This is a genomic window from Streptomyces sp. NPDC060031 (assembly GCF_042736805.1).
Taxonomy (GTDB): Bacteria; Actinomycetota; Actinomycetes; order Streptomycetales; family Streptomycetaceae; genus Streptomyces.
The window spans coordinates 1-13,241 of record NZ_JBHWVM010000081.1; the positions used below are offsets into that span (position 1 = coordinate 1).

Consider the following 13,241-nt stretch of genomic DNA (forward strand, 5'->3'; position numbering starts at 1 on the left):
TTTTTTTTTGACGTGACTGGGGGGCTGTTTTTTGTTTATAATACACAGCTCGGGCCGGCCCCCCCGCGGGGGGCGGGGGGGGCGGACCGGGGTTGCCTCAGGGCTGCTCCTGGGCTACTTCGGCAGCAGGACCGTGTCGACGATGTACACCGTGGCATTGGCGGTGCGGACGTTGCCGCAGACGACGTTGGAGGTGTTGTCGAGCCGGTACGCGTCACCCGAACCGGCCGTGGTCACCCTGCCCTTCTCCAAGGTTTCGAAGGATCCGTTCTCCAGCTGCCCGGGCGTGAGCTGTTGTGCGACGACGTGGTGGGTGAGGATCTTGGTCAGGGTGGCCTTGTCGGCGAGGACCTTGTCGAGGTCGGCCTTCGGGATCTTCGCGAAGGCCGCATTGGTCGGCGCGAACACGGTGATGCCCTTGGCGTTGTTCAGGGTGTCGACCAGGCCGGCCTGCTTGACCGCCGCGACCAGGGTGGACAGCGCCGGGTTGTTCGACGCGGCCGTGGCGACCGGGTCCTTGGCCATGCCGTCGAAGCTGCCCGCGCCTTCCGCGGGGACCCCGGCGCAGGCGGGTCCGAAGGGCTCGTCCGCCGTCACCGGCGCCGCGGCGGCCGGTCCGGCCGCCGAGTCCTCGCTCTCCTCGGAGCAGGCGGCCAGCGCGAGCGGCAGCACGGCCGCCGTGGCGACGGCGAGGGCGGTACGGCGGATACGAAGGGTGTTCATCGCGTTCTCCAAGGGAAAGGGAGGGGTGGGTGACATGCGGGGGAAGGAAGTTGGGGGCCGGTCAGCCGGCCGTGACGAAGACGCTGTGCCAACCGCTCGCGCCGTCGGGGACGGTGCGGCTGCGCCGCTCCGTCTGCACCTCGCCGGCGCCGTCGGTCGCCCGTACGGTCAAGTGGTGGCCGCCGGGGGCGCTCTTCCAGGGGAAGGACCACTGGCGCCAGGTGTCGGAGGTGTCCTGCTCGGCGAGTCGGGCCTCTTCCCACGGGCCGTCGTCGACCCGGAGTTCGACCCGGGTGATCCCGCGGTGCTGGGCCCACGCGACCCCGGCGACCATGACGGTCCCGGCGGGGGTCCGGGCGAAGGGCTTGGGGGTGTCGATCCGGGCCTGGGTCTTGATCGGGGCCTTCGGGGCCCACTGCCGCCTCACCCAGTACGGGTCGTAGGCGTCGAAGGTGGTGAGCTCGATGTCCTCGATCCACTTGCAGGCCGATACGTAGCCGTACAGGCCGGGGACCACCATCCGGACCGGGAAGCCGTGGTCGAAGGGCAGCGGCTCCCCGTTCATCCCGACGGCGAGCAGCGCGTCCCGGCCGTCCATGACGTCCTCGACGGGGGTGCCGAGCGTCATCCCGTCCACCGACCGGGCCACCAGCTGATCGGCGGGGCCGCCGGTCGACGGAGGCCGCACCCCGACCTCCCGCAGCACGTCGGCCAGCCGTACGCCGAGCCAGCGCGCGTTGCCCGCGTACGGGCCGCCGACCTCGTTCGACACGCAGGTCAAGGTGATGTCCCGCTCGATCAGCTTCCGGCCGAGCAGTTCCTCGAAGGTGAAGGTACGCGGGCGGTCGACGCCCGCGCCGTGGACGCGCAGCCGCCAGGCACCCGCGTCCACCCTGGGCACCACGAGCGCGGTGTCGACCCGGTAGAAGTCCGCGTTGGGCGTGGTGAAGGCGCTGACCCCGGGAATCCGCAGCTGCGCCCCGGGCGGGACGGGCGCCGCCGGCGAGGCGGGCGCGGGCAGTCGTACGGCCTCCCGCGAGGCGACCGCGCCCCGGCCGCGCCGGCCGGTCACGGCCCGGCCCAGGGCGCCTGCGCCGGTGGCGGCGAGCGCCGCGGCACCGGCCGCGAACAGGAAGCCGCGCCGGCTCGGGCGGGACTCCCCGCCCGGCTCCTGCCCGCCCGGTGCGCCGGCCGAGAACAGCGCCCACGGCCCGGTCACCCCGCCCACCAAGAGGTGGAGTACCGCGGCGCCGACGACCGCGCCCGCCACCGACGGCAGCGCGTCGGCCACACCGGTCGCGTCGGGCCGGGACACCGCGGCGACTGCCCCGGCCAGCCCGAACGCGAGGACGGCCGCGGCTCCGGTGCGCCGGTGGCGCAGGGCGATGAGGCCGAAGGCCGCGGAGCTCAGGGCGAGTACGGCGAGGATGCCGAGCCGGAGAACCAGTTTGTCGTTCTCCCCGAAGGCGCGGATCGCGTAGTCCTTCAGGGCCGGCGGGGTCCGGTCGATGGCCGCACCGCCGACCGCGGTGAGCGGCCCGGCCCGGGGCCGCAGGAGCGAGGCGGCCAGTTCGGCGACGGCCAGTGCCGCGTACCCGGACAACAGGCCGCTCGCCACGGCGAGTGCGCCGCCTTCGACGGTCCTTCGGTTGGTGCTCACGACCGGTATTCGGCGTGCACCGGCCGCCGGATGGGTCGTTCATCCGGTCGGGCGAGAATCGGGTCGAGCGAGGTTCAGGCCGAGCGAGGTTCAGGCCGAGCGAGGTTCCGCCGGGACCGCCGCGCGGGTGGCGGCGCCGACTGCCGTCACCCGCGCGGTTGTTCCCACTGAACGGGTCAGGCGTTGATGCAGGTGTTGCCGGCGGTCGGGTTGAGCAGACCGATGATGTTGACCGAGTTGCCGCACACGTTGATCGGGATGTGGATCGGAATCTGGACCACGTTGCCCGAAAGCACGCCCGGCGAGCCGATGGCCGCGCCCTCCGCCGTGGCGTCGGCGGTGGCGGCGGAGGCGCCTCCGAAGACCAGGGCGCCGGCGGCGAGGGCGAGCGCGGCGCTCTTGAGAACACGCGACATCAGATGTCTCCTTTGATTCCCGAAATCGAAATCTCCTGCGACGTGCCAGGGGCGCATCGCACGGCCTTGGCAAGGTCCGCACCCCTTCTTTCGGCCTCCGGGGCGGCTCCCGACTGTCTGCCGAGGCTCATTCCCTCGAAGGGATGACCCCGGCGGGCACATTGCAGGGCAGCCGGACCAATCCGCCGGGGGGTTCGGCCACGAAGAGGAAGCGAAGGCACCCACAGCGCGCCCACAGCGTCCGGCCGCCACGAAGGAACGTTCATGCGATGGATGTACGAATGAGGCCGCAACCGCGGTTCGGCGGCCGCGAGCAGCCCGGCCCGGATCTCGCCGAACTGATGGCGAGGGTCGCCCAAGGGGACGAGGCCGCCTTCTCCGCGCTCTACGACGCGGTGGCCGGCACGGTCTTCGGCATCGCGGTCAAGGTGGTGCGCGACCGGGCCCAGTCCGAGGAAGTGGCCCAGGAGGTGATGATCGACCTCTGGCGGCAGGCCGCCCGGTACCGTCCCGAGCAGGGCAGCGTCGCGACCTGGGTCGCCACCCTCGCCCACCGCCGCGCCGTCGACCGGGTCCGCTCCGCCCAGGCCTCGTCCACCCGTGAACACGCCGTCGGCGTCCGGGAGCAGAGCAGGCCGTTCGACGAGGTGAGCGAGCAGGTGGAGGCGCGGCTGGAGAGCGAGCAGGTCAAGAGGTGCATGCGCGGCCTGACCGAGCTGCAGCGCCAGGCCGTCACCCTCGCGTACTACCAGGGGCTGACGTATCGCGAGGTCGCCGAGACCCTGCAGGCCCCCCTTCCGACCATCAAGACCCGGATGCGCGACGGGCTGATCCGGCTGCGCGACTGCATGGGGGTGACCACATGAAGCACGACGACGAAATGCACACCCTCACCGGCGCCTACGCCCTGGACGCGCTCACCGAAGAGGAGCGCGAGGCCTTCGCCGCCCACCTGGAGCACTGCCCCGCCTGCTCCCAGGAGGTACGCGGCTTCGACGCGACCGCGGCGCGCCTGGCCGCCGGCGTGGCCCTCGCACCGCCGCCGGGCATGAAGGCGGCCGTCCTGCACGGCGTCGGCGCCGTCCGCCAACTCCCACCAGAGGTGCCCGTGGTGCGCGGTCCGGCCCGGCGGCTGCGCCTGCTCACCCGCAGGGCCGGCCCCTGGGCGGTGGCGGCCTCCGTCGCCGCGGCGGCCACGCTGGGCGGCGTCTCGCTCTGGCAGGGCCGACAGGCGGAGCAGGCCCGGCAGCAGGCGGACCAGGCCGCCGCCCGGAGCCAGGACGTGACCTCGGTCCTCACGGCGCCCGACGCCCGCATCACCCATGGCCGCACGGGCAACGGGGCCGCCGCGACCGTCGTCGCCTCCGCCGCCCGGGACCGGGCGGTGTTCCTCGCCGCCGGGCTGCCGCCTGCGGGGCCGGGCAGGACGTACCAGCTCTGGTTCGCCGATCACGGCGTCATGCGCCCGGCGGGACTGCTCGCCCGCGACGGCGCCGTGCTGATGCACGGGGCGGTCGGGCGCGCGGGCGCCGTCGGCCTGACCCTCGAACCGGCCGGCGGCTCCCCCCAGCCCACCGGCAGCCCGCTGCTCCTGCTCGGCCTCCCCGCCTAGGCCGACCCGCCGGGCCGCCGGCCCGCGGAGTCACCGTCACAGGGTGCGGATCCGCTGGTCGCGCAGCTGGTAGCGGGCGGCGACCACGGCCAGCTTGCCGGTGGCCATGCGGCGGGCGAGGTCGGGCTCGGCCGCCAGCCGTCGGCGGGTGCTGCGCGCGTGGGCGTCGATCGTGGCGTCGACCCGGGCGTCACCGTGCAGGCCGTGGTCGATGGCGGGCCCGATCTGCTCGGCCAGGTACTGGATGTGGGCGGGCAGTCGTTCCCCGGTCTCGTCGGCGTGGACCGCGGCACCGACGGCTCCGCACGACTGGTGGGCGAGCACCATCACCAGCGGGATGTCCAGTTCCAGGACGCCGTACGCGATGCTGCCGAGCACCGCTTCGTCCAGTACCTCGCCCGCCGAGCGCACCGTCAGCAGGTCGCCGAGCCCCTGGTCGAAGACGAGCTCCGGCGGCACCCGGGAGTCGACGCAGCCCAGCACGATCGCGAAGGGGTGCTGGGCCTCGGTGAGCCGCAGGCGTACGGAAGGGGACTCGTGCGGGTGTTCCTGACGGTACGCGGCCCAGCGCCTGTTGCCGGCCGACAGCCGGCCCAGCGCCTCCTGGGGGGTGGTGGGGCGGCCGTCCGTCACGGGTTCCGCGGAGGCCGGGAAGGCGGAACCGAGGGCGAGGACGGAACCGGCCGCGGCCGTGCCCGCCAGTGCGGTGCGAAGGAGGCCGCGGCGCGACGGCGAACTGACGGACGACGGCTGTATGTTCGAATGCATGGGGGGACGCTAACCCCGTCTCCCGGGTCCGACCCGGCGCCGCGGGAAGATTGACGGGATCCGCCCCGGAGCGGGCTCGTTCGCCCCGGCCGCGTCTCACGCGGCGGACGCAAACGCTGCTACAAGTCTCTTCAGGTCTCTTCACGCGCGGTCGAGCGCGCCGGATCGGGAGCGCGGATGCGGATGGACGGCTTGGGCCGACGTGGATTTCTGACCGGCGCCGGGGTCCTCGGGATCCGGGCCGTCGCGGGGACCGCCGCCGCGGCCACCCGGGCGGCGCTCGACTCCGTCAGCGCCGCGGGGTACGTGGAGGTGCAGCTGCTGAACATCACCGATCTGCACGGCTATCTCAGCGACCCCCCGCTCCGGGACTCCGTCATCACCGGGGCCGACGGAACGAAGTACAACGTCGGCGGGGTCGCGTACATGGCAACGCTCCTGAAGCGGCTGCGGGCCGAGCGGGGCGCCGAGGGCGCCCGGTCCTTCTTCTTCGCGCCCGGGGACCTCTTCTCGGGCTGGGAGTTCCCGGCCTTCGCCCTGTCCGACGAGCCGACGATCGAGGCGCTGAACCGGCTGGGGCTGGACTTCGCGACGGCCGGGAACCACGAGTTCGACCGCACCCCCGGCTTCCTGCTCCAGCACATGGAACAGGGCGTCCCGTACGAGGGCGAGGGGCTGACCAACTCCTTCCCCGATTCGCGGGGGCTGCGGTTCCACGGCGCCGACTTCCGCTACTACAGCGCCAACGCCGTCGCGGGCCAGGCGGGGGCGACCGTGCTGCCCCCGTACAACATCGAGTGGGTACCGGCGCCGGACGGCCGGCAGCTGCCCATCGGCTTCATCCACCTGACGGCCCTGGGCACGGAGGGCTTCCCCAACTCCTTCCAGCCCGGCCTGACCACGCTGGACGAGCTGGCCGCCGCCAACCGCTGCGCGGCGGAGCTCAAGGCGCGCGGTGTGGGCGCCATCGTGCTCAGCATGCACGACGGGGCGACGGCGGGGACCGCCTTCGACTCCGGCAGCGAGCCGAGCGGACCGGCGTACGAGCTGGCGCTGCGCGTGTCACCGGACATCGACGCGATCGTGACCGGGCACTGGCACAGCGCCTTCAACATGATGCTGCCCGACCCCGACGGGCGGCCGAGGCCCTTCGTCGAGGCCGGCTGCCACGGCCAGCTCGTCAACGAGATCAACCTGCGGCTCGACCCGGTGACCGGGACGGTGGTCCGCGAGCTGACCACCTCCACCAATCACCCCAACAGCCGGGACATGACGCCCGATGCCGACCTTCAGGAAGTGGTGGACTACTGGAAGGGCTACGCCGCCCGGCGCGCGGCGACGGTCATCGGCCGACAACGCACGTCCTTCCGCCGCCGCCTCGCACCGACCGGGGAGAGCACGATGGGCAACCTGGTGGCCGACTGGGCGCTGTGGGCGGCCGGTCAGGCCCCGGACTCCTTCGACACCAGCCCCCGCGCCGAGCACGGACCCGCCGACCTGGCGCTGATCGCCCTGGCGCCGCGGGTCGGCCGGAGCGTCATCAACACCGATCTCCTCCTCGCATCCGCCGAGGAGGATCCCGTCACCTTCGAGCGGGCGTGGAAGGCCGTCGGATACGGCTGCCCGCTGGTCTCGGCGACGGTCAGCGGACGGCAACTGCACGACGCCCTGGAGCAGCAGTGGGCGCTGGACGCCGGCGGCGCCCTGACGTACGCGCCGCTCGCGGTCTCGGGGAACGTCCGGTACTCCTTCGACGCGGCCGGGCCGGCCGGTAACCGCGTGGCTCCGGCCGATGTGGTCATCGGCGGCGCCGCGCTGCGCCTGGACGGCGCGTACCGGCTGGTGACCCCCTCGTACACGCTCACCGGGCAGGACGGGTACCCGGCGCTCGGCGGGTACCGGGACCCGGTCCGGCACCGGCGCGACATGGAGAGCTTCGTCGCGTACGTCGCCGCTCTCGGTACCTTGCAGGCGGTGTCGACCGGCCGCGTCACCGCGAAGGGCGCCGCGGCCGCCCCGGGGCTCTCGGCGCAACTGCTCGCGCCCTCCGAGCCGGTGCCGTCGCTGCCGACCCCGGTCGCGGCCGCCGAGGAGGCCGCCCGGGACATGGGGCGGCGCCCGGTCTGCTGACGGGCGCGCAGGGCTGGGTTCCGGGCAGCGGCGCTCCGAGGCCTTCGAGGGGCTCGGCCGGACCGGGCGCCGTTCGGGGCGCCTTGGCGAACGGATTGGACAAGCAGTCGATGTTACGAACACGATGGGGCCGCTAGATCGCGGCCGCGCAGGGGGGCAAACCGCTCATGTTGTGAAGTCCCTCGGTCCTTGCCGTTACGTCCCCGTTTGAGACACTGGAGAGACCTCGCCATGAGCTTCGGCGATCCGAACAACCCGTACAGCCAGCAGCCGCCGCAGGGTCAGCCCGGCTACCCCCAGCAGGGCCAGCCCGGTTACCCGCAGCAGGCTCCGCAGGGCGTCCCCCCGCAGTACGGCTACCCGCAGCAGCAGACCCCGCCGCCGCCGGCGTACGGCGCGTACCCGCCGGCCCCGGGCATGCCCGGGATGCCCGGCATGCCGGGTTCCGGAATGCCGCCGCTCGCCCACTGGGGCCTGCGCGTCGGTGCGTACCTCCTCGACGGCCTGATCATCCTGGGTCCGATGTACGCGCTGGGCTTCATCGACATGGCCAACGCGGACGACCCGGCCACCGCGGGCCCCGGCCCCTTCTTCATCATCGGCCTGATCTACGCCCTCGGCATGGGCTTCTTCCAGCTCTACAAGGAAGGCTCCACCGGCCAGACGATCGGCAAGAAGGTCGTCGGCATCAGCCTGCGCCGCGAGGCGGACGGCAGCACGCTCGGCTTCGGCATGGCGTTCCTGCGCAAGCTGGCGCACATCGTCGACGGTCTCCCCTGCTACCTCGGGTGGCTGTGGCCGCTGTGGGACAGCAAGAAGCAGACCTTCGCCGACAAGATCTGCAGCACCGTCGTCATCAAGGTCGACAAGGGCTGAGCACCGGTCCGCCGCCAGGAGCCCGTCCGGATTCGGACGGGCTCCTGCCGTTTGAACCACCTGGGCTCCAGTGCGGTGCGAGCCGGATCGGATGCACTCGCGGCGCAACACATGTGCGATTGACGGCCGTGTGCACCAATCCCCAGGAGGACATCCCATGGTCACCAGACGACGCGTGATCGGCGGTGCCATCGCCGCGACCGGAGGCACCCTGATAACCGGCGGCGCACTGTTGCCGCTGGTCAACGCCCGGTCGGCGGAGGCCGCGCCCGCGGCGCCGGCGGCCCCGGTGGCGGTGCCGGCCCCGTTCACCGTGAAGATGCCCCGGCTGCCGCTGCTCTCGCCGATCTCCACCTGGGGCGGCCAGGACACGTACGCCGTCACCATCAAGGAGGTCGACCGGGAGATCATCCCCGGGGTGCAGACCAAGGTGCTGACTTTCGACGGGAACTTCCCCGGCGCGGTGCTGCGGGCGCGCAGCGGGCGCAAGGTCGTCGTCCGCCACCGCAACACGCACAACATGCCGGTCTCCATCCACCTGCACGGCGCCAACGTGCCGCCGGAGCAGGACGGCGGCCCGATGGACACCTTCGGGCCGGGCACCTCGCGCACGTACACCTACCTCAACGAGCAGTCGAACGCGCACCTGTGGTTCCACGACCACGCCCACCACATGGAATCCGAGCACGTCTTCCGGGGGCTCTCGGCCACGTACCTGCTCTCGGACGACGCCGAGCGCGCCCTGCCGCTGCCGTCCGGCCAGTACGAGGTGCCGATCGCGCTGCGCGACGCGCGGTTCGACGAGGCCGGGCAGCTCGTCTACGTCATGGGCGACGCGTTCGGGCGCACCACGATCCTCGCCAACGGCAAGCCGAGCCCGTACTTCGAGGTCGCGGCGCGCAAGTACCGCTTCCGGCTGCAGAACTCCTCCAACCAGAGGTTCTTCCAGCTGCGGCTCTCGGACGGCGGCGAGATGATCCAGATCGGGTCGGACGGCGGCCTGCTGGAGAGCCCGTTCCCGACCAACTCGATCGGACTGTCGTCCGGCGAGCGGGCCGATGTGGTCATCGACTTCTCGCGCTACCCGGTGGGCACGCAGATCGTGCTGGAGAACACCCTGGGCCCGGGCTCCCCGGACCAGGTGGGCAAGGTGCTGCGGTTCGACGTCGTACGGACCGCCGCCGACCCGAGCCGGGTGCCGGCCACGCTGCGCACGCTGCCCGCGGTCGCCTCGCTGCCGGCGCCGACGGTGCAGCGCAACATCGTCATGATGGTGGACGAGGACGGCCGCCTGGAGCCGCGGGGGCTCTTGGACGGGCAGGTCTGGGACCCGGACCGGATCGACCAGACGGTCGCGTTCGGCAGCTCGGAGGTCTGGACGGTCACCAACGCCAACAAGTTCGTCCCGCACAACTTCCACATGCACCTGGTGCAGTTCCGGGTGCTGGAGCGCAACGGGGCGCCGGTGGCGCCGGGCGAGGCGGGGCTGAAGGACACCGTGCGGCTCATGCCGGGAGAGACGGTGAAGCTGCACGCCACCTTCAACACGTACAAGGGGACGTACGTATACCACTGCCACATGCTGGACCACTCGGCGATGGGCATGATGGCGAACTTCCGCGTGCGCTGAGGCTGTTGACGCGCCGGGCCGGGGGCGGAGAGGTTCCGGTCCCGGCCCGGCGCGCCTGCCTGCCTGCCTGCCCGTCCGCCTGTCTCAGTCCGTCGTGGAGCGGTGGGCGAAACGGTCGGCGGCGCGACGGCCGCGGGCTTCGACGGGGAGCGGCCCTCCGGTGGCGGCGGCCAGGCCGAAGGGGGGCATGTCGGCGTAGATGGACTCGTACGATCCCTCGGGGACGATGTACGACTCGTGCCACAGGCCCACGTGCCCGCGGTTCCTGCCCGCCCGCTCCTTGCGGTTGACGATGGCCCACACCCGGTGGTGGAACATGTCCGGGGCCGCCGCGTAGGCGTAGAGCTTCTCCTTGGACTCCCAGTACTGGACCACGTAGTAGGTGCGGGGCGAAGCCGTGAGCAGCACGTGGCCGAGCAGGCCCCGGCTTTTGTCCCGGGCGAGTTCGCGGAGCATCCGGGGCATGGCGAGGAGGACCGGGACCCAGTGGTGCACGGCCCAGAAGTGGTTGATGCGCATTCCGATCAACAGGACGACGACGTCGCCCTCGGCTGCCGCGGTGGTGCGGCCGGGTATCGGCTGGGCGGACACGTTGTCTCCGGATCCCTGGTTGGATGACGCCACTGTCCATGACGCCACTGACCGCGCGTGGTTGGATAGTGACACTCTCCAACGGAAGGTTCAAGGGATGCGGCTGGCGGAGCTGAGCGAGCGGAGCGGGGTCTCCACCGCCACCATCAAGTACTACCTGCGGGAAGGGCTGTTGGCGCCCGGACGGCGCGTCAGCGCGACGACCGCCGAGTACGACGAGGGGCACCTGCGGCGGCTGCGGCTGGTACGGGCACTCATCCAGGTCGGCGGGGTGCCGGTGGCGAAGGCGAGGGAGGTGCTCGCGCACGTCGACGACGACTCGCTGGGGCGTACGATCCGGCTCGGCGCGGCCCTGTGGGCTTTGCCGCAGGGGCCCGAACCGGAGGCCGATGACGAGGACGAGGACGAGGCGGTTTCCGCCGCGCGGCACGAGGTGGACCGGCTGCTGGAGATGCTGGGCTGGGCGACCGCCCGGGAGCTCGGCGCGCTCTCACCCGTACACCGGCAGCTGGTGGTGGCGGTGGCGACGCTGATCCGCCTCGGCTACCCCTGGAAGGCCGAACTGATGGCCCCGTACGGCGATTTGATGCACCAGGCGGCGGTGCGCGACCTGGACTTCGTGGAGACGCACCCGACGGAGGCGGAAAGGGTCGAAACGGCCGTGGCGGCGGCCATCCTCTTCCAGCCGGTCCTGAAGGCCCTCCACCGCCTGGCCCAGGAGGAGGAGTCGGCCCGCCGGTACGGCCTGTAGCGCCCGCCGGACCTGCTCCCGGCGACCTGCACCGTCCACGACTGGTCCGTGAGGCTGCCGGCCATCACCGCCCGTCCTGTGATGACCCGACGGAGAGGGTCTAGGGGACGAGAACGACCTTGCCGAGGTTGCGGCGCTGCTCGATGAGGGTGTGGGCTCGGGCGGCTTCGCCGAGGGGGATCTCCTCGTGTACGGCGGTGCGCAGGGTGCCGGCGTCGCGCATCTGCCAGAGCTCGCGCAGCCACCGGTCGTACAGTTCGGCCTTGCCGACAGCGATGGCCCGCATCTGGAAGCCGATCATCGAAGCCCCGCGAACCAGGAGTTCATACGCCTCCACCGTGCCGCCGCCGGAGCTGAAGGCAACCAGCCGGCCGCCCGTCGCGAGGGCCCGTACGGCGGGGCCGAGAAGGTCGCCGCCGACGCCGTCGAGAATCACGTCGTACGGGGCGCCCCAGTCGTCGTCCTCGTACAGGACGACCTCGTCGGCGCCCAGCCCTCGGACGAAGTCGGCCTTGTCCGCGCTGCTGACGGCGGCGACGACGCGTGCCGCCCCACCGGCCTTGGCGTACTGGAGGGCGAGCGTGCCCACTGCGCTGGCCGCCGCCGTGACCAGGACCGACTCGCCGGACTCCATGCGCGCGGCCTCGTAGGCACCGCGCGCCACCAGCCCGCTGCGGACCAGCGCGACCGCCTCCACGGCGGTCGCGCCGTCCGGGATCCGGGACGTCATGGCGGTGTGCAGGACCGCGAACTCGGCGTAGGCGTCGACGAAGCACAGCCCGGTGACGCGGTCTCCGACGCCGAAGGCGGTGACTCCCGCACCTGCGGCGACGACCTCGCCGGCGACCTCGCCGCCGAACGAGATCGGTTCGCTGCCCTCCCGCACCTTGCGCACGGTGGGCAGCGTCACTCCGACCGCCGCGACCCGGATCAGCACTTCCCCGGCTCCCGCCTCGGGTCGGTCGACCTCCTCGGCGAACAGCACCTCGGGTCCACCGTTGACCTCATGGCGAATGCGCAGCACAGGACCTCCCGATCCAGTTTCATTGGGTATCCCAACGGTAGACCGAAAGTCATTGGGATGTCCAATGATTTTTGGATAGGCTGAGCACATGACCTCGGACCTGCAGCGCATCCAGTCCCTGCCGACCTGGCTCGTCGGCCGCGTCGCGGCGCGCGGCCGGGGCATGGTCGCCGACGCGATCGCCGCGGAGGGGCTGAAGCTCATGCACCACGCGGTGCTTGCCGCGATCGCCGAGTACGGGCCCGTCACCCAGGCCGACCTGGGCCGTCGCTTGGCCGTCGACCCCAAGGACATGGTCGGCATCCTCAACCACCTCCAGGGGGAGGGCCTCGCCCTGCGCGCCCCCGACCCCTCCGACCGCCGCAAGAACGCCGTCACCGTCACCTCGGAGGGCACGGCCGTCCTCACCCGCTGCGCGGCTCTGGCCGAAGCCGCCAATGCCGAGCTGCTGGCACCACTCACCCCGGGTGAGCAGAGGCAGCTGACCGCCCTGCTGACCAGACTCCACGAGGCAGCGGGGACCCCGGCCTGATCGGCACAGCGGGCGCGGATCGAGCCGTAGTTGCCGGATCGAGCGCCGAGGCGGTGGGCGGTGGCGCGATCACGGCGGCCACGACCCGCGGGAACGCCGGAACGTCACCGGCCCGGCCCGGCCGGGCGTGAGTACGCCCGAGGGCAACGACCGGCAACGGCGATCGACGGCGAGGTGGACTTGCGCGGCCGGTCCACCGTGGGGGCGTCCGAGGGCATGGTCGTGCGGCTCCCCGTCCGGCGCCCGTCGGGGCGGGCCAGGCGGCGTCCTGATGCGCCCGGCACTTGAACGTGATCACCTCGATCACCTCGATCACCTGCCGGGGGTGGACCCCGGACCCGCCCGAGGGGCCGGCCGGCCCTTCGGGCAACCCCCGGATGGCGAAACGATTTAGCGCTCGGCCAAGGGCCCAAATGCTCTAAATGATCACTCGGAGGGATGGTTTCCCTGGTTAAAAGCACGGGGAGCGGCCGAGGACACGGGGGGAGGATGCCCTGCGGCAGGGGGCTGCCAAGTATCGGGAGCGCC

General features: G+C 72.3%; 13 protein-coding genes. 7 read left to right on the forward strand and 6 right to left on the reverse strand.

The annotated features are described in order from the left end of the window. Positions 1 to 114: 114 nt before the first annotated feature. From ACFWB8_RS28590 to ACFWB8_RS28600, 3 genes are all read right to left on the reverse strand, one after another. Entirely contained in the window at positions 115 to 723 is a 609-nt protein-coding gene (locus ACFWB8_RS28590; RefSeq protein ID WP_385233180.1) for a fasciclin domain-containing protein, read from the reverse strand. 61 nt (positions 724 to 784) lie between these two features. Further along, on the reverse strand, positions 785 to 2,392 hold the full coding sequence (locus tag ACFWB8_RS28595) for a molybdopterin-dependent oxidoreductase (protein WP_385233281.1): 1,608 nt from the start codon (positions 2,390 to 2,392) through the stop codon (positions 785 to 787). Between the two features lie 167 nt (positions 2,393 to 2,559). Further along, positions 2,560 to 2,799: a chaplin gene (locus ACFWB8_RS28600; protein WP_385233183.1), complete on the reverse strand. Its 240-nt coding sequence runs from the start codon at positions 2,797 to 2,799 to the stop codon at positions 2,560 to 2,562. A 281-nt stretch (positions 2,800 to 3,080) separates the two neighbouring features. Between ACFWB8_RS28600 and sigK the strand changes: the two genes are divergently transcribed. Further along, a complete protein-coding gene (gene sigK, locus ACFWB8_RS28605; protein WP_385233186.1) occupies positions 3,081 to 3,665 on the forward strand; it encodes an ECF RNA polymerase sigma factor SigK in 585 nt (194 codons plus the stop codon). Further along, on the forward strand, positions 3,662 to 4,411 hold the full coding sequence (locus ACFWB8_RS28610) for an anti-sigma factor domain-containing protein (protein ID WP_385233189.1): 750 nt from the start codon (positions 3,662 to 3,664) through the stop codon (positions 4,409 to 4,411). The genes sigK and ACFWB8_RS28610 overlap by 4 nt, the downstream gene beginning before the upstream one ends. A gap of 36 nt (positions 4,412 to 4,447) precedes the next feature. On the opposite strand, the gene ACFWB8_RS28615 is transcribed toward ACFWB8_RS28610, so the two are convergent. Next, positions 4,448 to 5,179, reverse strand: coding sequence for a carbonic anhydrase (locus tag ACFWB8_RS28615; RefSeq protein ID WP_385233192.1), 732 nt, complete (start codon positions 5,177 to 5,179; stop codon positions 4,448 to 4,450). 183 nt (positions 5,180 to 5,362) lie between these two features. Between ACFWB8_RS28615 and ACFWB8_RS28620 the strand changes: the two genes are divergently transcribed. The 3 genes from ACFWB8_RS28620 to ACFWB8_RS28630 all read left to right on the forward strand — a co-directional run bounded on the left by ACFWB8_RS28620 (position 5,363) and on the right by ACFWB8_RS28630 (position 9,815). Continuing rightward, the gene (locus ACFWB8_RS28620; protein ID WP_385233195.1) at positions 5,363 to 7,309 is read left to right on the forward strand and encodes a bifunctional metallophosphatase/5'-nucleotidase; all 1,947 of its coding nucleotides are present in this window, start codon (positions 5,363 to 5,365) and stop codon (positions 7,307 to 7,309) included. Positions 7,310 to 7,540: 231 nt separating this feature from the next. Then, positions 7,541 to 8,185 (forward strand): RDD family protein, encoded by a 645-nt coding sequence (locus ACFWB8_RS28625; RefSeq protein WP_385233198.1) that lies wholly within the window; start codon positions 7,541 to 7,543, stop codon positions 8,183 to 8,185. A 157-nt stretch (positions 8,186 to 8,342) separates the two neighbouring features. Next, complete coding sequence (locus ACFWB8_RS28630) at positions 8,343 to 9,815, forward strand: multicopper oxidase family protein (RefSeq protein ID WP_385233201.1); 1,473 nt, start codon at positions 8,343 to 8,345, stop codon at positions 9,813 to 9,815. An 84-nt stretch (positions 9,816 to 9,899) separates the two neighbouring features. Here ACFWB8_RS28630 and ACFWB8_RS28635 read toward each other — a convergent pair whose 3' ends face one another. Then, on the reverse strand, positions 9,900 to 10,406 hold the full coding sequence (locus tag ACFWB8_RS28635; protein WP_385233204.1) for a DUF4188 domain-containing protein: 507 nt from the start codon (positions 10,404 to 10,406) through the stop codon (positions 9,900 to 9,902). A 97-nt stretch (positions 10,407 to 10,503) separates the two neighbouring features. Between ACFWB8_RS28635 and ACFWB8_RS28640 the strand changes: the two genes are divergently transcribed. Then, positions 10,504 to 11,157 carry a MerR family transcriptional regulator gene (locus ACFWB8_RS28640; protein WP_385233207.1) on the forward strand — a complete coding sequence of 218 codons (654 nt, stop codon included), beginning with the start codon at positions 10,504 to 10,506 and terminating at the stop codon, positions 11,155 to 11,157. 100 nt (positions 11,158 to 11,257) lie between these two features. Here the strand turns inward: ACFWB8_RS28640 and ACFWB8_RS28645 are convergent, their stop codons facing one another. Next, complete coding sequence (locus tag ACFWB8_RS28645) at positions 11,258 to 12,181, reverse strand: zinc-binding alcohol dehydrogenase family protein (protein ID WP_385233210.1); 924 nt, start codon at positions 12,179 to 12,181, stop codon at positions 11,258 to 11,260. Positions 12,182 to 12,269: 88 nt separating this feature from the next. Between ACFWB8_RS28645 and ACFWB8_RS28650 the strand changes: the two genes are divergently transcribed. Then, complete coding sequence (locus ACFWB8_RS28650; RefSeq protein WP_385233213.1) at positions 12,270 to 12,713, forward strand: MarR family winged helix-turn-helix transcriptional regulator; 444 nt, start codon at positions 12,270 to 12,272, stop codon at positions 12,711 to 12,713. Positions 12,714 to 13,241: the final 528 nt, after the last annotated feature.

What these genes read in the sequence shown, in the direction of transcription:
- sigK (WP_385233186.1), top strand. Translation starts at nt 3,081, where the DNA reads ATGAGGCCGCAACCGCGGTTCGGCGGCCGCGAGCAGCCCGGCCCGGAT.
- ACFWB8_RS28620 (WP_385233195.1), top strand. Translation starts at nt 5,363, where the DNA reads ATGGACGGCTTGGGCCGACGTGGATTTCTGACCGGCGCCGGGGTCCTC.
- ACFWB8_RS28640 (WP_385233207.1), top strand. Translation starts at nt 10,504, where the DNA reads ATGCGGCTGGCGGAGCTGAGCGAGCGGAGCGGGGTCTCCACCGCCACC.
- ACFWB8_RS28625 (WP_385233198.1), top strand. Translation starts at nt 7,541, where the DNA reads ATGAGCTTCGGCGATCCGAACAACCCGTACAGCCAGCAGCCGCCGCAG.
- ACFWB8_RS28650 (WP_385233213.1), top strand. Translation starts at nt 12,270, where the DNA reads ATGACCTCGGACCTGCAGCGCATCCAGTCCCTGCCGACCTGGCTCGTC.
- ACFWB8_RS28590 (WP_385233180.1), bottom strand. Translation starts at nt 723, where the DNA reads ATGAACACCCTTCGTATCCGCCGTACCGCCCTCGCCGTCGCCACGGCG.
- ACFWB8_RS28630 (WP_385233201.1), top strand. Translation starts at nt 8,343, where the DNA reads ATGGTCACCAGACGACGCGTGATCGGCGGTGCCATCGCCGCGACCGGA.
- ACFWB8_RS28615 (WP_385233192.1), bottom strand. Translation starts at nt 5,179, where the DNA reads ATGCATTCGAACATACAGCCGTCGTCCGTCAGTTCGCCGTCGCGCCGC.
- ACFWB8_RS28600 (WP_385233183.1), bottom strand. Translation starts at nt 2,799, where the DNA reads ATGTCGCGTGTTCTCAAGAGCGCCGCGCTCGCCCTCGCCGCCGGCGCC.
- ACFWB8_RS28610 (WP_385233189.1), top strand. Translation starts at nt 3,662, where the DNA reads ATGAAGCACGACGACGAAATGCACACCCTCACCGGCGCCTACGCCCTG.